The following is an 18,088-nucleotide window of genomic DNA, read 5'->3' as shown; positions in this document are numbered from 1 at the left end:
CCCCATAGGCCCCGGGAGCATGGATCTACTCCTGTCCGCGCAGTCAGACCGGGGCCTCGACAGCCTCCGATATCCGCAGGGTGGAGCCGTTTCGTCCCTTGAGCACTTGGAGCTGCATGCCGATCCGCTGCTTCATCTCCGCTACATGGCTCACGAGTCCCACCACCCGGCCCCCATCCCGCAGGCCTTCGAGGGCATCCATCACCTGTTCCAATGACTGCTCGTCCAGGCTGCCGAAGCCTTCATCCACGAAGAGGGTTTCGATTTCCACGCCGCCGGACTCCTGCTGGACGACGTCGGCCAGTCCGAGCGCCAGGGACAGTGAGGCCATAAACGATTCGCCCCCAGAGAGGGTGGACGTATCCCGGCGGTGCCCGGTCCATTGATCCACAACTTCCAGCCCCAGCCCGGATTTGGCACCGCGTGCCGCCTTGGCGTCGGTGTGCTGCAGGAGGTACCGCCCGTCGCTCATGGCCACCAGCCGTTCCGAGGCGGCCAGGGCCACCTGCTCCAGCCGCGCTGCCAGGACATAGCTGTTCAGGCTCATCCGGTAAGTGTTGTCTCCCCGGCCTGCCGCCGCATCCGCCAGGCCGGACAACATCCGGGCATGCTCGGCGGGACCGCGGGCCGAACCGGCAAGCCCGTCATAGCTTGCAGCGATGCTTGTCAACGATTCAAGGCAGCGCGATGCCAACCCCACCGCCACCTCAGCGTCGCGCGCCGCCTGCAGGGCAGCGGCTGCGTCAGCCTGCAGGGCCGGCAGGCGCTGCTGGTCCATCTCAATCCCGTCAGCCGTTTCCTTCACGGCGAGCACAACTTCGTCCGATGCGAACAGCTCGGCAACCTTGGCAGCCTCGTCGTGGACCGAGCGTATTTCAGCTTCGAGTGCAACAGCGTCATTGGCGGCCAGCAGGTGTGCCCTTGCTTCCTCCGAAGAAGCAAACCCCGCTTCTGGCAAGGCCAGTTCCAAGTGCTCCCGGGCCTCCGCCGCCTGGGCGTTGGCGGTGGAAAGCGCAGCCTGGGCTTCGACGGCTTTGGACAGCATGGCGGCCGCGTTTTCGAGGGCGCGCAGCCGCTGGGCAAGGCTCGAGCGCCCTGCCCGCAAGTCCGCCAATGCCTGGTCAAGGGTCGATGACTGTTCGGCGAGGTCGGCCAGGGAGGATACAACGGTCGCGAGCTCGGCCTCCGCGCTGGCCCTGGACGCCTGGGCTGAAGTGACGCCCGCTTCGAGTGTTTCCAGCCGCGCCCGCGCCGCCGCGAGTTCCTCCACGGCCTGGGCGGCGTCGTCCGCAGCCAGGCGAGCTTCCTCAGCCCCATTGAGGGCCTCTTCCAGGGGCGTCCCGCCGCCTTGGCCGGCCAGGACCGCCACCAGTTGATCTGCCTCGGCCAGCCGCTGGCTGGCACCGGCGAATCCTGCTTCCGCGGCCTCATACACCTGATGGGCTGCTTCCTCTTCCTGTTCGAGGCCGGAACCGCCCCCGTTACCGGCCGGCGGTGAGGGATGCTCCGTGCTGCCGCACACGGGGCAGTGTTCCCCTTCCACGAGTTTGGCGGCCAGTTCGGCAGCCGCGTTGGCGAGCCGCTGCTCCCGTACATCGAGCCAGCGGCGTTTGGTTTCCAGCTGGTGCTCGCGTGACTTGTCGTGAACCAGCTTCGCCGCATCCCGCGCGGCAACGGCAGCACCGTAGCGCCGGACCACGTCCAGCAGTTCCCCGGCGGCGGTTGCTTCCTTCGCGCGCAGCGCTGCCACGCCGGCCCGTCCTTCCAGTGCTTCCAGGCCCGAGGTGAGGCGGATCCGCTCGTTCAGCAGATCCTCCACGCGGCGGTCCAGGGCGGCATTGGACGCCGAGAGCTCCTGCTGTTTTGCCAGCAACTGCCGGTGCTTTGACCGGAGCACCTTCAGGCGGTCCTCGTCCGGAAGCCGCGCCTCCACAACAGCCAGGAGGGACCGGAGCCGGTTCAATTCATCTGCCGCGCCGGGAAACACCGCCGGTCCGTCGATGTCCTGCGGGACATGGTTCCTGGGTCCCAGGTCCAGCTGGCCGAGTTCGGGGTCTTCGTCGGCGGCCAGGCGAAGCAGGGTGAAAGCCGATTCCATGGCGTCAGCCGCCCGCCGGACCTTGGCAACCCCGGCATCGACGCTGCGCAGCTGCCCGGCAAGGACCTCTGCCTGGCGGTGGCGGCCCAGCCGGCGGGCCAGGTCCTCCAGCCGCGGAAGGGTTTCCTGCACGGCGGCCTGCCTGGCTGTTGCTTCCTCGAGCCTGCGGTGGCGTTCACGCAGTGCAGTCTCCGCTGCAACGGCGCTGACCCGTTCCTGGTGTTCCGACTCCGCAGCCAGCGCGAGCTCCGAGAGTTGGCGTTGTCGTTCCGCGGCACGTTCTTTCAACCACTCGAGCCGCACGGCCCGGGTGTCCGCCACAGCATCTGCCGCCGGGATGTCCTCCGCCGGCGCGTCAGTCTCCTGGAGCTGGAGCGCTTCTGCTTCTGACTCGGCCCGCGCCGCCAGGAGTTCCAGTTGGCCGTTGAGGCCAGCCACTTTCTCCTTTGCTGCCTGCGACTGCTGCGAGAGTTCCTGCTCCACGGCTTCAAACCGCTCCGTGCCGAAAAGTTTCTGCAGAAGCTCCAGCCGGTCCGTGGCCTTGGAGCGCAGGAAGGCGGCAAAGTCACCCTGCGGCAGCATCACCACACGGGTGAATTGCTCCCGGTCCATTCCCAGCAGGGCGAGTATCTCGGCCCCGGCTTCATCGTTGCGCGTGGATTTCTCCACCCACGTCCCGTCCACGCGTTCGCGCAGGAGGGTTTTGGCCTGTTGCGTGGTGAAACCGTTCTTGCCCCTGGCGCTCGGCTTTTCCCAGGCGGGCGACCGGGTGACGTCAAACCGCCTGCCCTGCGCCGAGAATTCACAGCTCACCGCAGGTTCCTGGCCGAGCTCAGCATGGTCGCTGCGGAGCCGCTTTCCGTCCTGGCGGGCGCCCGGAACTGAGCCGTAGAGTGCGAAGCAGATGGCGTCGAGCACACTGGTTTTACCCGCGCCGGTGGGCCCATTGAGCAGGAACAGGCCGTGCGCGCTCAGGGCGTCGAAGTCGATCTCCTCGGTGCCGGCAAAGGGACCGAAACCGGAGATGCGGAGGCGGTGGATCCTCACAGCGAGGCCTCCTGCAGCCGGACGTTTTCCAGGGCGGCGGCGAGCGCCGCCTTTTCGGCATCATCCGGAACACGGCCCCGGACGTGCTCGAGGAAGCCGCAGCATACAGCGAGGTCATCGGGGGCTTCAGCCAGCCTGCTGCTGTAGGTGGAGGCGGTGCCGGCAGGGCTACCCTCGGGGTCGAAGCTGAGGACCAGCGTGTCCGGGAAACGTGCCCGCAGCTGGTCCATGGCCCGGGCGGGACGCTGGGCGTCGGTCAGGGTCACCTGGCAGTAGGCGGTTTCGGCCCACGAGTAGTCGGGGGACTCAAGCAGCTCGGACAAAGGCCCCCGGAGCACCGCCAGGGTGCGCGGGGCATCCCACAGGACTTCCTGGACTGCGGTCACGCCGCCGGCATCGATGTCGATGAGCCAGGCCCCCTTCTGGTGGGATGCTTCGGAGAAGGAGTACGCCAGCGGTGAGCCGGAGTAGCGGACCTGGGGCGACAGGGACTGCCGCCCATGCAGGTGGCCCAGGGCGGTGTAGCTGAAGCCGTCAAAGAGGTCCTGGGGCACTGCCCCTACGCCTCCGATGCTGAGGTCGCGTTCACTGTCCGAACTGATCCCGCCGCTGGCAAAGGTATGCGCCAGTACCACCGAATGGACTGTGGCTGTTGCTGAGCGCCGTTCTATGTCCTGCCGGATCAGCTCTGTTGCCGCCCGGGTCACCTCGAAGTGGCTGGCGGTCTGGACACCCAGTTGATCGGCCACCAGCCGCGGCTCGAGCCAGGGTATGCCGTAAATGGCAACCACGGCAGTATCAGCTGCGCCGGCAGATGCTCCACCGACCGGGAGCACCAGGGGCTGGTCCAGGCTGTCCAGCCTGGTCCGCAGGTGCACGCCGCCGCGCTCCAGCAGGCGCGAAGCGAATCCGAGGCGGATGGCGGAATCGTGGTTGCCGCTGGTCAGCACCACCTGCGCCCCTGCCGACGTCAGCCGGACCAGGGCATCGTCCAAGAGATGGACCACATCCACCCCCGGGAGGGCGCGGTCGTAGACGTCGCCCGCGATGAGCACAACATCCACCGCATGGCGGGCAACGGCGTCCACCAGCTGGTCGACAAAAGCCTGCTGTGCATCCAGCATGCCAACGCCGTGGAAGGAGCGGCCCAAATGCCAGTCCGATGTGTGAAGTAACCTCATGCTTCTACGCTATCGGCTGCCACTGACAGTTCCGGCAAACGCCGCAGCTGCCGCATCACCGGCAGGTTCAGCCGCGCTTTCCGTCGAAGAATTCCTGGGCCTCGCTGGCTTTGGTCTTTGTGTCCTTGGTGGCCGGTTTTGGGTCCGCCTCACGGGCTGCCACGAACTCTTCAACCGCCGGGACCTGGTCGCCATCGTTGCCCGCCGCCGCGGCTTCAGCGGAGGCAGCGGACACGGCCGGAGCGGCATTGAAAATGCGGAACGCCAGTCCGGCGATGACGGCGCCTGCCAAGGGAGCGGCAACGAATACCCAGAGCTGCTCAACAGCCCACCCCGAGCTGAATACTGCGGAGGCAACGGCCCTGGCCGGATTGAACGGCAGGTTGCCTACCGACAGTCCCAGCTGCAGAAGGACGGCGAAGGACAGGCCAACGGCAACCGGCGCTGCGCTGGGGCCGCTGCTGTCCTGGCGGGCTGTTCCCAGGAACACGGCGGTGATGATCGCGGCCCCGATCATCTCCAGCAGCAGCACGGCGGCCAGCGGGGCCTGGATGATGGAGTGTTCACCGAAGCCGGCGGTAACGGTGTCGAAGGCCGTCCGGCTGTCCGCGATCCCTGGGAGCGTGCGCAGGATTCCGTAGAGAGCGAGCGCGGCTACCATTCCCCCGGCTGCCTGGGCCACGGTATAGGCGGCAGCTGCCCCCAGGCGGATCCGGCCGGCCACGAGGTGCCCGGCCGTGATGGCAGGGTTGAAATGCCCGCCTGAAACGTGGGCGAAAGCAAGCATTGCCGCCGTCACCGCGAGCCCGGCAGCAAGGGCGGCAGGCAGCGGGCTGGACTGCGGGAGGCTGAACAGCGGCACACCGAGCCCGGCGAGCGCCAGGAAGAAGGTTCCAAACGCCTCGGCGGCCAAACGTGGCAGAAGCCGTGGCTGGGCTGCAACAGCACCGGACGGCTGGACTGCATCGTGACGGGCCGGGACAGGCGTGCTCATGGTGATGACCTTCGAGGTAGGCGGAAACGGACGTTGCGATCAGGCAACCCCGGCATTATTCCAGTGCAGACTGTGCGTTCGCTGGACGCCAGCCGACAGCAGCTGGCACAGCAGCGGACCCGGCGCCGGCAACGCTGCTCCGGCCGCCCGCGGCGTCAGCCAGCCGCTGGCAGCCACGGTAAATTTGCAACCATGAGTATCGAGCCGGACGCTTCCATCCCCTCCCCTAAGTCCCGTATCCACGGATCACTCCTGGGCGGCGCCCTCGGCGACTCCCTGGGCTACGCCGTGGAGTTCGACACGATGGATCAGATCCGCGCCCGCTACGGCGCGGCCGGCCTGACGGGCTTCGAAGCCCTGGCGGGCCCCGGCCGCTTCTCCGATGACACCCAAATGACCCTGTACACAGTGGACGGCCTCGTCGAGGCGCTGGAGTGGGCAAACTCGGGAGTCGGCGCCGACGCCAACGCCTGCCTGTGGCTCGCGTACCTGCGCTGGTATGCCACCCAGGGGGAAACAGCGCCCGCCTCGGCCCCGGTCCCCCAGCCACGCTGGATCGACGCCCAGGAGGTGCTCCACCAGCGGCGGCATCCTGGCAAAGCCTGCCTTTCCGGGCTTGCCACCGGGGAAATGGGCACCTCGTTCCGGCCCGTGAACCCTGACTCCAAAGGCTGCGGAACGGTGATGCGCTCGGCCCCGTTCGGACTAATCCCGCACATCACCGCCGACGCCGTCTACAAACTGAGTGCCGACGCCGCTTCCCTTACGCATGGCCACCCGTCCGCCCGCCAGAGCGCGGGTACCTTCAGCCTGCTCATCCACCATGTGGTGGCCGGCGCCGGGCTCCGGGAAGCGGCAGCCGAGGCGCTATCCCATGCCGCAGGCCTCGACGGCGCAGCCCCCGAGTTGCTGGAACGGCTGGAGGCCGCACTCCGGCTGGCGGGAAAGGGAGTGGTGACACCCGAGGAAATGGTCCAGGCACTCGGTGAGGGCTGGGTCGCTGAAGAAGCCCTCGCCGTCGCGCTTTACTCCGTACTGGCCACCCTCCCGGATGCCGCCCCGGCGGAACCGCTGCAGCATTTCCGCCATGCTGTTGCCTTGGCCGTCAACCACAGCGGCGACAGCGATTCCACCGGCTCCATCGCCGGGAACATCCTCGGTGCCTTCTATGGTGAGGCCTGCCTGCCCTCGGAATGGCTTGCGGTGCTGGAAGGGCAGGACGTGATCCGCGGCATGGCCGGCCAGCTGGTGAAGGTCACAACCGGCGAAGGCTGATGTTGTTGCAGGCCTCGCAGACTTCCTGCGGAATCAGCCCGCGCCGCTGCAGGAATCCGAAGATCACGCAGCCGAGGCAGAAGGCGGCAAACGCTTCAAGCGACGCCGCCACGATCAGGATTGCCAGCATGGTCCAAGCGGCAGGAACAGCGCCGGCCGCGAAGAGGGCCAGGGCCGCGGTGGAGACCACTGCCCCCATGCCCTGGGCGAAGCGCTTGGGCGGCCCGGGAACCAGTTTCACCCGGCCCAGCCGTGGAGTGATGACTTTCACGGACAGCAGTCCCAGGGGCGAGATCCGGGGCCCGAACAGGACCCGGAGCCAGAACCCGGCGGCGATGGCCGCCAGCCCCCATCCTGAACCGGCGGCCGCCGTCAGCAGCGACAGGACAACTACCAGCCCCGCCGTCACGCGGGCAGCGTACTCGTTCACAGGATTGGGGAAGGCAAAGACCTTGCGCATGAGGCAAGGCTAGGTGGAGGCCGACGCCGGGCGGAAGGTTTGTTGCGCCGCGTGACCGTGCGCCCGGGCTGCTCAGGCGCTCAGGGCTCCGGCGAAACTGCCCACCATCTGCAGGAACTCGCCCTCGGAAAGAACCTCGATGGCTTGCCCCCGCTCGTGCAGTTCGAGCACGCGGCGCGCCTTGCCGGTGAGCCTTCCCGAGCGGAGGTCCGAGGCCACGAAGCCGTCCCCCACCACCAGGACCGTGGTGCGTCCCGTCACGCGGCTCTCCGGCCTGGCACCGAACTCGGCAGATCGCTGCTTCGCCTCAGGCCGCCCGATGGACAACTGCCCGGTGAAAACCACCGTCTGGCCGTAGAGCGGGTGGCCGGGCTCGGCGAGCGGATTGGGTTCGGGGTTGGCTCCCTCTTCAGGCCAGCCGCCCTGGAACTGCCGGACCAGCCCTGCACCGCTGCCCGCCGCGCCGGACAGGGCGGCGAGGCTCGGCTTCGACAACGTGTCCCGGGCGGGGTCGAACGCCTCCTGGCGCGGCATGACAAGCCCCAGTGACAGATAGAGTTCGGCGATGCTGTTGGCCCCGTTGCGGCCGGCGATATCGATCAGGATGCCTGCGCAGGCGCGGGCATCCTCGGCGGCGTCGTGGTGGTTGACCAGCGGCACTCCGGCCTCCTCGGCGGCAAAGGGCAGGGAGTTGGACACCAGGGAGTAGCAGCGCCGGGACAGCATCACCGTGCAGACGTAGTCGTAGGCCGGACCGGGGAGTCCCGAGACCTCCAGCCCGGAGCGGATCACACCGAGATCGAAGGCCGCATTGTGCGCCGCAAGGATGTCATCGCCAATGAAGGCGCCGATCTCGGGAAAGAGCTCGCCGAACCGGGGCCGGCCCGCGACGTCCGAAGCAGTAATGCCGTGGATCCGTACGTTGTGGTAGTCGAAGTGGTCGTGGCTGGCCGGCGGGCGCATGAGCCAGGAGGCTTCCTCAACCACCTTGCCGCCCCGGACCTTCGTCAGGCCCACTGAACACGGGGACCCCCGGAATCCGTTCGCAGTCTCGAAGTCGATCGCCGTAAAGTCCAAACCCACGGGCCCCACCTTACCTTCGAAGGTTATCGTTCCCGTGTCACCCATGCCGTCCTGTCGCCGAAATCACCCGGCCGCCCCGGCCGGCACCTTCCGCCGCCACAGGGAGGAAGAGGCGTGTCAAGTACCCTTGAGGAGTGAACTTTCCTGTGATGAACGACTTCGCTGTGTCCATGCTGGGCGGTGCGGGACCGGTACAGCCACAGCTGGCCTCCTTCCTGCCCGACTGGCTGAACCCCCAGGTCTTCCTGGCCGATCCTGCCCTGGCACCCTGGGTGCTCCTGCTTGTCTGCGGCATCGTCTTCGCGGAAACCGGGCTGCTGGTGGGCTTCTTCCTGCCGGGCGACTCCATGCTGTTCACCGCCGGCCTGCTGGTGGCCACCGACACCATCAAGTTCAACGTCTGGCTTCTCGCGCTGCTGATTGTTGTGTCGGCCATCGTGGGCAACCAGACCGGTTACCTGATCGGCTCCAAAGCGGGACCGGCCATCTTCAACAAGCCCAATTCCCGCCTCTTCAAGCGCGAGAACGTTGAAAATGCCCACGCCTTCTTCGAGAAGCACGGCGGCAAAGCGCTGATCCTGGCCCGCTTTGTCCCGATCATCCGGACCTTCGTCCCGGTCATCGTGGGCGTTGCCCAGATGAGCAAAAAGAAGTTCTTCCTGTACAACGTCATCGGCGCTTTCCTTTGGGGCGGCGGCGTGACGCTCCTGGGATACCTGCTGGGCGACCGGATCCCCTGGGTCCGGGACAACCTGGACATCATCTTCATCGCCATCGTGCTGGTCTCCGTACTGCCCATCGGGGTGGAGGTCCTGCGCGGCATGTCCGCCAGGCGCCAGGCAACGGCCTACGGCACGGACCCGGTAGACGAGTTCATCGAAGAACACGCACCCGAGGAAGAGCACAAAACACCCCGCCACCTTGACGGGACGCGGCCCGAGTAGCAGCACGTCTGCCACAGCGTAGAGAAGGGTGTGTTCCAGGCTTCGGCCCGGAACACACCCTTCTTTGTGTCATCTTCGCAGTCGCCTGCTCAGCGGTGCTGGAGGGCCTCCACAATGGCGGGCAGGAGCGCCCGGAAGGCCTTGCCGCGGTGGCTGATGGCGTTCTTCTCGTCGGCGGACAGTTCCGCGCAGCTGCGGGTCTCCCCCGCCGGCTGAAGCACGGGGTCGTAGCCGAACCCGCCGTCACCGCGTGGTTCGCGCAGGAGCACGCCCTCCAGCTGCCCGTACTCCACGACTTCACGCCCGGCACCCCCGTTGGCCGCCGGCACCGCCAGCGCCGCCGCACAGACAAAGGCGGCGCCACGGTGGGGGTCCGGAACATCGGAAAGCTGGTTGAGCAGCAGCCGCAGGTTCGCGGCGTCGTCACCGTGGCTGCCGGCCCACCGGGCCGAGAAGATGCCCGGCGCTCCGCCCATCACATCCACAGCGAGCCCGGAATCATCGGCGATCGCCACCAGGCCGGTCGCTTCGGCAACTGCCCGCGCTTTGAGCAGGGAATTCTCGGCGAACGTCACGCCCGTTTCGACGACGTCGGGAGCACCTGCCGCCGCCGCGTCCACAACCTGCGTGTCGACGTCGAGCCCCGGTACCTGCCCGCGCAGGAGCTCACGGAGCTCACGGAGCTTGCCCTTGTTGTGGGTGGCCAGGACCAGGCGCGGGGCTGTCCCCTGCCCCGCGGCGGAGGCCGCGGTCACAGGGTGTCTGCCAGGGTTTCGCGCTGGATGGCCGCAAGCTGGGTGGTGCCGAGCAGGGCGAGGTCCAGGAGCTGGTCCAGTTCCGCACGGTCAAAGGGCGCACCCTCGGCAGTTCCCTGGACCTCCACGAACTTGCCCGAACCGGTGACCACCACGTTCATGTCGGTTTCGGCCCGGACATCCTCAACGTACGGCAGGTCCAGCATGGGAACTCCGTCGATGATGCCCACGGATACCGCTGCGATGGTGTCAATCAGGGGCTGGGCGTTCTTGGCGATCAACTTGTTGTCGCGGGCGAACCGGATGGAGTCAGCGAGCGCTACGTAGGCGCCGGTGATGGCGGCGGTCCGGGTGCCGCCGTCAGCCTGCAGCACGTCGCAGTCCAGCACGATGGTGTTTTCGCCCAGGGCTTTGGTGTCAATGATGGAGCGCAGGGAACGGCCGATGAGCCGGGAGATCTCGTGCGTGCGGCCGCCGATCTTGCCCTTGACGGATTCGCGGTCGGACCGGGTGTTGGTGGCGCGGGGCAGCATGGCGTACTCGGCGGTGACCCAGCCGCGGCCCTCGCCCTTGAGCCAGCGCGGAACCCCCGCAGTGAGGGAAGCCGTGCACAGCACCCTGGTGTTGCCGAACTCGATCAGGGCCGAGCCCTCGGCCTGGTTGGACCATCCACGGGTGATGCTGATGGGCCGGAGCTGGTCCGGGGCGCGGCCGTCGCCGCGCACGATGGGCACTGCAGTTGCTTCAGAAGTCATGCCTTTAGCTTATCCACTGCCGCGCGGCACGGATGTTTCGGGCAAAGAGCCGGGCAGTCCCCGCACCAGCATCCCGCCCCTAGACGGTGTAGTGCACTCCGGCAACTGCCACGGCAACGTCGCCGCCAAAAGCCGGACGGGCCTCCGCCATGACGGTGGTCTGCGACGTCCACACGGGAATATGGGTGAGCAGGAGCCTGCGGGCACCGGCGGCGGCAGCAGCTTCCCCGGCGCGCTTGCCGGTCAGGTGGACGTCCTTAATGCCGTCATCCCGGCCTTCTTCAAAGGCCGCTTCGCACAGGAACAGGTCCGCGTCCTTGGCGGCCTCCTCGAGGCCTGCGCAGGAGTCCGTGTCGCCGGAGTAGGTCAGCGTTTTGGTGATCCGGTTGCCTTCCTTGTCCGGTTCCACCACTTCCACCCGGAGCGCGTAGCACTCCTCGATGGGATGGTTCACGGCGAAGGGCGTCACGGTGAAGGGACCCACGGTCACGGGCTCACGCTCGGCCCAGTTGGTGAAGTCGAACTCCTCGCGCATGCCGGGGTCCAGCTCCAGTCCGTAGGCGGTGGCCATCCGGTCTGCCGTGGCAGCCGGTCCCCACACGGGAATCCGTCCCCTTTCCCAGCCGCCCGGCTTCCAGCGGACGGCGACGTGCAGGCCGCAGAGGTCCATGCAGTGGTCCGGGTGCAGGTGGGTCAGGAAGATCGCATCGATGTCCTCAAGGTCGGTGTACCGCTGGATGGCGCCCAGTGCCCCGCTGCCCAGATCCATGACCACTTTCCAGTTCCGCTCGCCGTCGTGCGCGGTCAGCAGGTAGCACGACGCCGGGGATCCCGGCCCGGGAAAGGATCCGGTACAGCCGACAATGGTGAGCTTCATTGGCCCGGACCCCCGATGACGGAGCTGCCCACGAAGTTGGAAATCCGCTGGCGGGTCCCGGCACGTTGCGCGGCGGCGATCATTTCAGGGGTGATGCGGGCTAGGCTGCCCGTGGGATACTGGGCCGCCACATGGTCCACGTGCCGGACGGAGAGGACTTCGGGCCCCAGGAACCTGCGGGCCAGCGCCTCGAACTGGCCGGCGTCCCCGGTTGCCACGAAGTGGTGCTCGGGCGGGGCTGTTTCAGTGCGCTGCAGGTTATGGGTGGCCAGGGCGCGGTAGACGTCCTTGGCCGTTTCCTCCGCGCTGGACACCAGGGTGACGTCCGCTCCCATCACATAGGAGATGACACCTGTCAGCAGCGGGTAGTGGGTGCAGCCGAGGACTACAGTGTCCACGCCGGCGGCCTTGAGCGGGGCAAGGTACTGCTCCGCCACGGCCAGCAGTGCCGGGCCCGTGGTGATTCCTGCCTCGACGTAGCTGACGAACTCCGGGCAGGCCACCGAGGTGATGTCCAGGTCCGGAGCGGCGGCGAACGTATCCTCGTAGGCACGCGAGCCCACGGTGGCGGAGGTGCCGATCACGCCCACCCGTCCACTGCGGGTGGCAGCAACGGCGCGCCGCACCGCCGGCTGGATGACCTCAATGACGGGGATGCCGTACTTCGCGGTGTACCGTTCCCGGGCGTCGCGGAGCACAGCGGCCGACGCCGAGTTGCAGGCTATGGTGAGCAGCTTGACGCCGGAGTCCACCAGTTCGTCCATCACGCCCAGGGCGTTGGCCCGGACTTCCGCGATGGGCAGCGGGCCATAGGGCCCGTGCGCTGTATCCCCTACGTAGAGGATGGACTCGTTGGGGAGCTGGTCGATGATGGAGCGTGCCACCGTGAGGCCGCCTACTCCGGAATCGAAGACACCGATGGGCCGTGATTCCACGGCGGCGGCCGGCAGGTCGCTGGCTTCGGATCCTGCTGCTACAGCTGACGGATCCATGCTCGAGGCTGTTGTCATGATTATTCGAGGATAGGTCTTCCCTGCGGCCTCAGCCATCATGTTGTGGCCTGCGACTCATGTCTAATTTCTCACACGACCCGCGCGGACGGCCGGGGCCAAGCCTCAACGACGGGTGTCCAGCGACTGCAGCATGGCCTGCACCAGCGATTCCTGGAGCCAGGTGGCGAAGTTGTAGACCAGGGCCAGATAGCTCTCCACATCCTCCGCCTGGGACCAGTCCTGCATGAGGTGGACGTGCTCGGCGTCCTCTTCGTCCTGGATGTCCAGCCGCTCCGCCAGGACCAGCCGGACATCGTTCAGCGCCATCGACCAGTGCTTGGCGCCTTCGGCAGAGAGAACGATCTCGTCCTTGTCCAGGTCCAGGGCCGCCGCCCGCAGCGCGCCGATCTTCGTCTCACGCAAGGACCGCTCGGTGAGCTGGCGGAACTCAAGGGACGCGGCGCCGTCGTTCTTCATCACGTTGGGGAGGAGCCGCTTCACCGCCCGGTCCGAGGGCTCGGCAACATCCATGTCGAGGCCGATCAGGGCAGCCAGCGGGTCCTGGCCGGAGCGGTCCTCGGGCTGCAGCATGGAGATCACGTCGTCGATGAGGCTGCGCAGCAGCTCCCGCTCCGTTGGCTCCAGGTAGCCCGTAATGCCTTTGAGTCCGTACTTGAACGCCTTAGCCACGTTTTCCCTTACCCTGGCCGGACCCGCCGGACTTGCCTGAATTGCCGCCCGGTCCGCCGCTGGCCTTCTCCACGGTGGCCCACAGCCCGAAACCGTGCATGGCCACCGCGTGGCGCTCGACCTGTTCCTTGCTGCCGTTGGCAACAATCGAGCGGCCCTTTTTGTGGACCTCCATCATGAGCTTGTTCGCTTTGGTCTCGGAATAGCCGAAGTAGCTTTGGAAAACATAGCTGACGTAGCTCATGAGGTTTACGGGATCATTCCAGATCACCAGGTTCCAGGGGATGTCCGGTGCGGCCAGGAAGCCGGTGGACTCCTCTGTGCCGGTCCGGGTGCCCTCTTGGGTATCAGGGCCGAGCGCAACGCTTAAGGTCATCTGTCCATTCTAAGGGGGAGGATGGACCCACGCCGGATGGCCCCATTCCGGGTGGGCCCACGCCGGCGAGGGGCCCGCGGCGAAGCGAAGCGAGACGTGGGAGCCGGTGGGAGGGCCCACACCGGCGAGGGGCCCGCGGCGAAGCGAAGCGAGACGTGGGAGCCGGTGGGAGGGCCCACACCGGCGAGGGGCCCGCGGCGAAGCGAAGCGAGACGTGGGAGCCGGTGGGAGGGCCCACACCGGCGAGGGGCCCGCGGCGAAGCGAAGCGAGACGTGGGAGCCGGTGGGAGGGCCCACACCGGCGAGGGGCCCGCGGCGAAGCGAAGCGAGACGTGGGAGCCGGTGGGGACTAGAGTGACTTTCGTGAGCACCTCAGCCGGCTGGGACCATCCCCGCACGTCCTTTTACACAGACCATTACGAGCTGACCATGCTGCAGGCGTCCCTGCATTCGGGCGCCGCGCACCGGAAGTCCGTCTTTGAGGCCTTTGCCCGGCGGCTCCCGGACGGCCGGCGGTACGGCATCGTGGCAGGCACCGGCCGGCTGCTGGAGGGCATCGCGAACTTCCGGTTCGGGGAGGCGGAACTGGACTTCCTGGCCCGCACCAACGTGGTGAACGAGGAAACGCTGGAGTACCTGGCGTCCTACCGTTTCTCCGGTGATATCTGGGGCTACCCGGAGGGCGAGGCCTACTTCCCGTACTCCCCCATCCTCATTGTTGAGTCCACCTTCGCCGAGGCCTGCATGCTGGAGACCTACCTGCTCTCGGTCCTCAACCACGACAGCGCCATCGCCTCCGCCGCGTCCCGGATGGTCAGTGCTGCCGGCGGCCGCCCGTGCATCGAAATGGGTTCCCGGCGCACGCACGAGGAGGCGGCCACCGCGTCCGCGAGGGCGGCCATCATTGCCGGGTTCGACAGCACGTCCAATCTCGAGGCGGGCATCCGCTACGGGGTTAAGACTGTGGGCACCGCCGCCCACTCGTTCACCCTCCTGCACGATACGGAGCGGGATGCTTTCGAGGCACAGATTGCCTCCCTTGGGGAGGGCACGTCCCTCCTGGTAGACACGTACGACGTCGAAACAGCCGTGCGTACGGCCGTGGACCTTGCCGGTCCACGCCTTGGCGCCGTGCGGCTTGATTCGGGCGACCTCGTGGCGCAGGCCCAGTGGGTGCGCCAGCTTTTGGACCAGTTGGGCAATGAGAACACCAAGATCGTGGTCACCTCGGACCTGGACGAGTTCGCGATTGCCGCGCTTCAGTCCGCACCGGTGGATTCCTATGGGGTGGGCACTTCTCTGGTGACGGGGTCCGGAGCACCGACCGCCAGCATGGTCTACAAGCTGGTCAGCCGAACGGACGGCGACGGAGACTTCGTTTCCGTGGCCAAGGCCGCCAAGAACAAGGCCAGCGTGGGCGGCCGGAAGTACGCCCTGCGGAAACTGGACGAGCGGGGCATTGCCACCGCCGAGGTCGTGGGCGTGGGCCACCGGCCGGAGGACGACGGCAACGACCGCACGCTGCTGCAGCAGTTCATGAAGAACGGCGAACTGATGCCGGGCTGGACCGGCCATGAAGGCGTGGTCCGTGCCCGCCGCCGGCACGCCGAAACCATGGCCGAACTGCCCGCCGTGGTCAACCGCCTCCAGCGCGGGGAAGCAGCTATTCCCACCAATTACGAGGAGAACTGATGTCCCGGGCCCTGATCATCGTCGACGTCCAGAACGACTTCTGCGAAGGCGGCTCCCTGGCCGTTGCCGGCGGCGCGGATGTGGCCGGCGCCATCAGCGAATACGTGGACGCGCACCACAACGAGTTCGACCACATCGTGGCCACCCAGGACTGGCACATCAATCCCGGCGGCCACTTCTCCGAAACCCCTGACTTCGTTGACAGCTGGCCGCCGCACTGCGTTGCCGGGACCCGCGGAGCCGAGCTTCACCCGGACCTGGACACCGAATACATCGAGGCCTATTTCCAGAAAGGGCAGTTCGCCGCCGCCTACTCCGGTTTCGAGGGGCTGCTGGCCCCTGAGGACGCCGTTCCCACCGGTGAGCGGCAGCCGGGCGCGCTGCCCGGTTCCGGCGACGCTGACCGGTTCGCCCCGGACGAAGACGCGATCGGCCTGGACGACTGGCTGCAGAGCAACGACGTCGAGGATGTTGTGGTGGTGGGCATCGCCACGGACTATTGCGTCAAGGCCACCTCGCTGGACGCCGTGCAGGCGGGCTACTCCGTCACCGTCATCCGCTCCCTCACCGCCGGGATTGCCGATGACCTGGAGGAAACCGTCACAGAACTGGAACTCGGCGGCGTGGACGTCGCCTGACCGCCCGCGGCTGCAGATGCAGCTAAGGAACAGTAACAACAGAAGAGGCCCGGTGCTGTGCACCGGGCCTCTTCGTTCGCCAAACACTGTCATTTCCTGCCGACGAACCAGTCCTGGAGCTTCCGCAAGCGTGACTGCAGCTGTTCCTCATTCGCCTGGGCCACGGGCGGACCGCCGCACACCGTGCGCAGTTTGGTATGCACCACACCGTGCGGTGTACCGGTCCGGGCTGACCAAGCGGCCACGTTTTTGGCCAGCTCGTTCCGGAGGTCCATCAGCAGCCTGTGGTCCGGGACAGCCGGCGCCGGAGCCTGCGCAGCTGCCGCAGGAGCCTTCCGGTTCTTGCGGTTGAGCTGTTCATGCTGGCGCTGCCGCAGGAGGGTGCCCACCTGTTCGGCATCCAGCAGCCCGGGAATGCCCAGGAAGTCCAGTTCGTCCTCGGAGCCAACCTCGCCGCCGGTTCCGAACTCGCCGCCGTCGAACAGCACACGGTCGAAGGACGCCTGGGAGTCCAGTGCCTCGAATTTGCCCTTGGTCAGGCTGTCGGAGGCCTTCTCCTCGCGGTTGGCCTCGTCCATGAGCGAGTCTTCGGGGTTGAAGAGCCCGTCCCCGTCCTCCTTCTCCGGCCGGTCCAGGGCGTGGTCGCGTTCCATTTCCATGGAGTTGGCCAGAGCCATCAGCTGCGGGACCGACGGCAGGAAGACCGACGCCGTCTCGCCCCTTTTGCGGGCACGCACGAAGCGGCCCACGGCCTGGGCGAAAAACAGCGGGGTGGACGTGGATGTGGCATAGACGCCGACAGAAAGGCGCGGAACGTCCACGCCTTCGGACACCATGCGGACGGCCACCATCCAGCGCTGGTCCCCGGCCGAAAACTCCTCGATCTTGCTGGAGGCCTTCGCATCATCGGACAGAATGACGGTGGGCGACTGCCCCGTGATCCTTTTCAGCTGCCCGGCGTAGGCCCGCGCGTCCTCGTGGTCGGTGGCGATGACCAGGCCGCCGGCGTCGGGCACGGTACGCCGCACTTCACTGAGCCGCTTGTCTGCACCGGCCAGAACGGCAGGAATCCACTCGCCGGCCGGATTCAGCGCCGTGCGCCAGGCGTGGGACGTAATGTCCTTCGTGACTGCGGCTTCGCCGAGCGAGGCAGCCATTTCCTCGCCGGCACTGGTGCGCCAGCGCATCTGCCCGGAGTAGGCCATAAACATCACCGGACGGACCACGTGGTCCCGCAGGGCGTTGCCGTAGCCGTAGGTGTAGTCAGCCTTGGAGCGGCGGATGCCGTCCCGGTCCTGCGCATACTCCACAAACGGGATGGGCGAGGTGTCGGAGCGGAACGGGGTTCCGGTCAGGGACAGCCGCCGGACCGCGGGGTCGAAGGCCTCGCGGAGCCCGTCGCCCCAGGAAAGGGCCTCACCGCCGTGGTGGATTTCGTCCAGGATCACCAGGGTCCGCACCGCCTCCGTCTTGGCCCTGTGCAGCAGGGGTTTGCTGGCCACCTGGGCATATGTGACGGCGACACCGATGAAGCCGCGGCCGTGCTGGCCGTCGGAGTTCTTGAAGTTGGGGTCGATGGCGATGCCGACCTTGGCTGCCGCGTCCGCCCACTGGCGCTTCAGGTGGTCGGTAGGCGCCACAATGGTCACCCGGTTTACGGCACCGGAGTCTATGAGCGTGGAGGCGATCCGCAGCGCGAAGGTGGTTTTACCGGCGCCGGGAGTAGCCACCGCGAGGAAATCCCGCGGACTCGCCCTCAGGTAGAGGTCCAGGGCTTCCTGCTGCCAGGCACGGAGTTTCGGGGCGGTTCCCCAGGCTGCACGTTCCGGATAAGCCGGAGGCAGGGTGGGGCCGCCAAAGAGCGTCTCCGTCACTACTTGTTGTTGCCTGAGTCCCCTCCGGGACCCTTGCCGCCGTCGTTGCCCGGGCGGAGGCCGTCATAGACCTCTTTGCACATGGGGCACACCGGGAACTTCTGCGGATCCCGGCCCGGCGTCCACACCTTGCCGCACAGGGCAATAACAGGCTCCCCGGTCAGCGCGGACTCCATGATCTTTTCCTTGCGCACATAGTGCGAAAAGCGCTCCCGGTCCCCGGGCTCCACTTCCTGGCGCAGTTCCTCGCGCTCAATGGTGGCTGTGGACGATCCAGCCCCGGAAAGCTCACGCATCGGGTCGTTGTCGAGAGGGTCCGTCATGCTAGTCATGCGATCCATCTTAGCCGTTCCGGCA

The 18,088-nt window shown here is 67.1% G+C and carries 17 protein-coding genes; 4 read left to right on the top strand and 13 right to left on the bottom strand.

Annotation, left to right across the window (positions count from 1 at the left end):
- Positions 1-43: 43 nt before the first annotated feature.
- From BMX78_RS02235 to BMX78_RS02225, 3 genes are all read right to left on the bottom strand, one after another.
- Complete coding sequence (locus BMX78_RS02235) at positions 44-3,145, bottom strand: AAA family ATPase (RefSeq protein WP_091415762.1); 3,102 nt, start codon at positions 3,143-3,145, stop codon at positions 44-46.
- Positions 3,142-4,326, bottom strand: coding sequence for an exonuclease SbcCD subunit D (locus BMX78_RS02230; protein WP_091415759.1), 1,185 nt, complete (start codon positions 4,324-4,326; stop codon positions 3,142-3,144). Before BMX78_RS02230 ends, BMX78_RS02235 begins: the two co-directional genes overlap by 4 nt.
- 67 nt (positions 4,327-4,393) lie before the next feature.
- Positions 4,394-5,320, bottom strand: coding sequence for an aquaporin (locus BMX78_RS02225; RefSeq protein WP_091415757.1), 927 nt, complete (start codon positions 5,318-5,320; stop codon positions 4,394-4,396).
- 192 nt (positions 5,321-5,512) lie between these two features.
- On the opposite strand from BMX78_RS02225, the gene BMX78_RS02220 reads away from it, so the two are divergent.
- A complete protein-coding gene (locus tag BMX78_RS02220; protein ID WP_091415755.1) occupies positions 5,513-6,595 on the top strand; it encodes an ADP-ribosylglycohydrolase family protein in 1,083 nt (360 codons plus the stop codon).
- Here BMX78_RS02220 and BMX78_RS02215 read toward each other — a convergent pair.
- The gene (locus BMX78_RS02215; protein ID WP_091415753.1) at positions 6,576-7,055 is read right to left on the bottom strand and encodes a DUF4395 domain-containing protein; all 480 of its coding nucleotides are present in this window, start codon (positions 7,053-7,055) and stop codon (positions 6,576-6,578) included. The two genes, BMX78_RS02220 and BMX78_RS02215, sit on opposite strands and share 20 nt — an antisense overlap.
- Before the next feature lie 72 nt (positions 7,056-7,127).
- Entirely contained in the window at positions 7,128-8,138 is a 1,011-nt protein-coding gene (locus BMX78_RS02210) for a 3'-5' exonuclease (RefSeq protein WP_091416057.1), read from the bottom strand.
- A 149-nt stretch (positions 8,139-8,287) separates the two neighbouring features.
- Here BMX78_RS02210 and BMX78_RS02205 point away from each other — a divergent pair, with 149 nt between their 5' ends.
- Positions 8,288-9,082, top strand: a complete 795-nt coding sequence (locus BMX78_RS02205) for a DedA family protein (RefSeq protein ID WP_091416054.1) — start codon at positions 8,288-8,290, stop codon at positions 9,080-9,082.
- Positions 9,083-9,171: 89 nt separating this feature from the next.
- Here BMX78_RS02205 and rdgB read toward each other — a convergent pair whose 3' ends face one another.
- From rdgB to clpS, 6 genes are all read right to left on the bottom strand, one after another.
- Positions 9,172-9,837 (bottom strand): RdgB/HAM1 family non-canonical purine NTP pyrophosphatase, encoded by a 666-nt coding sequence (rdgB, locus tag BMX78_RS02200; RefSeq protein WP_091415750.1) that lies wholly within the window; start codon positions 9,835-9,837, stop codon positions 9,172-9,174.
- Positions 9,834-10,592 carry a ribonuclease PH gene (rph, locus tag BMX78_RS02195; protein ID WP_091415747.1) on the bottom strand — a complete coding sequence of 253 codons (759 nt, stop codon included), beginning with the start codon at positions 10,590-10,592 and terminating at the stop codon, positions 9,834-9,836. Before rph ends, rdgB begins: the two co-directional genes overlap by 4 nt.
- A 79-nt stretch (positions 10,593-10,671) precedes the next feature.
- On the bottom strand, positions 10,672-11,469 hold the full coding sequence (locus BMX78_RS02190; RefSeq protein ID WP_091415746.1) for an MBL fold metallo-hydrolase: 798 nt from the start codon (positions 11,467-11,469) through the stop codon (positions 10,672-10,674).
- Positions 11,466-12,461, bottom strand: a complete 996-nt coding sequence (murI, locus tag BMX78_RS02185; protein WP_091415743.1) for a glutamate racemase — start codon at positions 12,459-12,461, stop codon at positions 11,466-11,468. The genes BMX78_RS02190 and murI overlap by 4 nt, the downstream gene beginning before the upstream one ends.
- 123 nt (positions 12,462-12,584) lie before the next feature.
- On the bottom strand, positions 12,585-13,151 hold the full coding sequence (locus tag BMX78_RS02180; protein WP_091415741.1) for a DUF2017 domain-containing protein: 567 nt from the start codon (positions 13,149-13,151) through the stop codon (positions 12,585-12,587).
- Complete coding sequence (gene clpS / locus BMX78_RS02175; protein WP_091415739.1) at positions 13,144-13,527, bottom strand: ATP-dependent Clp protease adapter ClpS; 384 nt, start codon at positions 13,525-13,527, stop codon at positions 13,144-13,146. The genes BMX78_RS02180 and clpS overlap by 8 nt, the downstream gene beginning before the upstream one ends.
- A 363-nt stretch (positions 13,528-13,890) precedes the next feature.
- Between clpS and BMX78_RS02170 the strand changes: the two genes are divergently transcribed.
- A complete protein-coding gene (locus tag BMX78_RS02170) occupies positions 13,891-15,219 on the top strand; it encodes a nicotinate phosphoribosyltransferase (RefSeq protein ID WP_091416052.1) in 1,329 nt (442 codons plus the stop codon).
- Positions 15,219-15,857 carry an isochorismatase family protein gene (locus tag BMX78_RS02165; protein WP_091415737.1) on the top strand — a complete coding sequence of 213 codons (639 nt, stop codon included), beginning with the start codon at positions 15,219-15,221 and terminating at the stop codon, positions 15,855-15,857. The genes BMX78_RS02170 and BMX78_RS02165 overlap by 1 nt, the downstream gene beginning before the upstream one ends.
- An 89-nt stretch (positions 15,858-15,946) precedes the next feature.
- Here the strand turns inward: BMX78_RS02165 and BMX78_RS02160 are convergent, their stop codons facing one another.
- Together BMX78_RS02160 and BMX78_RS02155 are read right to left on the bottom strand one after the other, a co-directional pair.
- Positions 15,947-17,731: a DEAD/DEAH box helicase gene (locus BMX78_RS02160; protein ID WP_091415735.1), complete on the bottom strand. Its 1,785-nt coding sequence runs from the start codon at positions 17,729-17,731 to the stop codon at positions 15,947-15,949.
- Complete coding sequence (locus tag BMX78_RS02155) at positions 17,731-18,063, bottom strand: DUF3039 domain-containing protein (protein ID WP_370455872.1); 333 nt, start codon at positions 18,061-18,063, stop codon at positions 17,731-17,733. The genes BMX78_RS02160 and BMX78_RS02155 overlap by 1 nt, the downstream gene beginning before the upstream one ends.
- Positions 18,064-18,088: the final 25 nt, after the last annotated feature.

This window comes from Arthrobacter sp. OV608 (assembly GCA_900110595.1).
Lineage (GTDB): Bacteria > Actinomycetota > Actinomycetes > Actinomycetales > Micrococcaceae > Arthrobacter.
This window is presented reverse-complemented; position numbering and strand designations above follow the sequence as displayed.

Excerpts from the sequence above, each read along its gene's own strand:
- BMX78_RS02190 (WP_091415746.1), bottom strand. The coding sequence starts at position 11,469 with ATGAAGCTCACCATTGTCGGCTGTACCGGATCCTTTCCCGGGCCGGGA.
- clpS (WP_091415739.1), bottom strand. The coding sequence starts at position 13,527 with ATGACCTTAAGCGTTGCGCTCGGCCCTGATACCCAAGAGGGCACCCGG.
- BMX78_RS02220 (WP_091415755.1), top strand. The coding sequence starts at position 5,513 with ATGAGTATCGAGCCGGACGCTTCCATCCCCTCCCCTAAGTCCCGTATC.
- BMX78_RS02155 (WP_370455872.1), bottom strand. The coding sequence starts at position 18,063 with ATGACTAGCATGACGGACCCTCTCGACAACGACCCGATGCGTGAGCTT.
- BMX78_RS02215 (WP_091415753.1), bottom strand. The coding sequence starts at position 7,055 with ATGCGCAAGGTCTTTGCCTTCCCCAATCCTGTGAACGAGTACGCTGCC.
- BMX78_RS02205 (WP_091416054.1), top strand. The coding sequence starts at position 8,288 with ATGAACGACTTCGCTGTGTCCATGCTGGGCGGTGCGGGACCGGTACAG.
- rph (WP_091415747.1), bottom strand. The coding sequence starts at position 10,592 with ATGACTTCTGAAGCAACTGCAGTGCCCATCGTGCGCGGCGACGGCCGC.
- murI (WP_091415743.1), bottom strand. The coding sequence starts at position 12,461 with ATGGATCCGTCAGCTGTAGCAGCAGGATCCGAAGCCAGCGACCTGCCG.
- BMX78_RS02225 (WP_091415757.1), bottom strand. The coding sequence starts at position 5,320 with ATGAGCACGCCTGTCCCGGCCCGTCACGATGCAGTCCAGCCGTCCGGT.
- BMX78_RS02230 (WP_091415759.1), bottom strand. The coding sequence starts at position 4,326 with ATGAGGTTACTTCACACATCGGACTGGCATTTGGGCCGCTCCTTCCAC.
- BMX78_RS02165 (WP_091415737.1), top strand. The coding sequence starts at position 15,219 with ATGTCCCGGGCCCTGATCATCGTCGACGTCCAGAACGACTTCTGCGAA.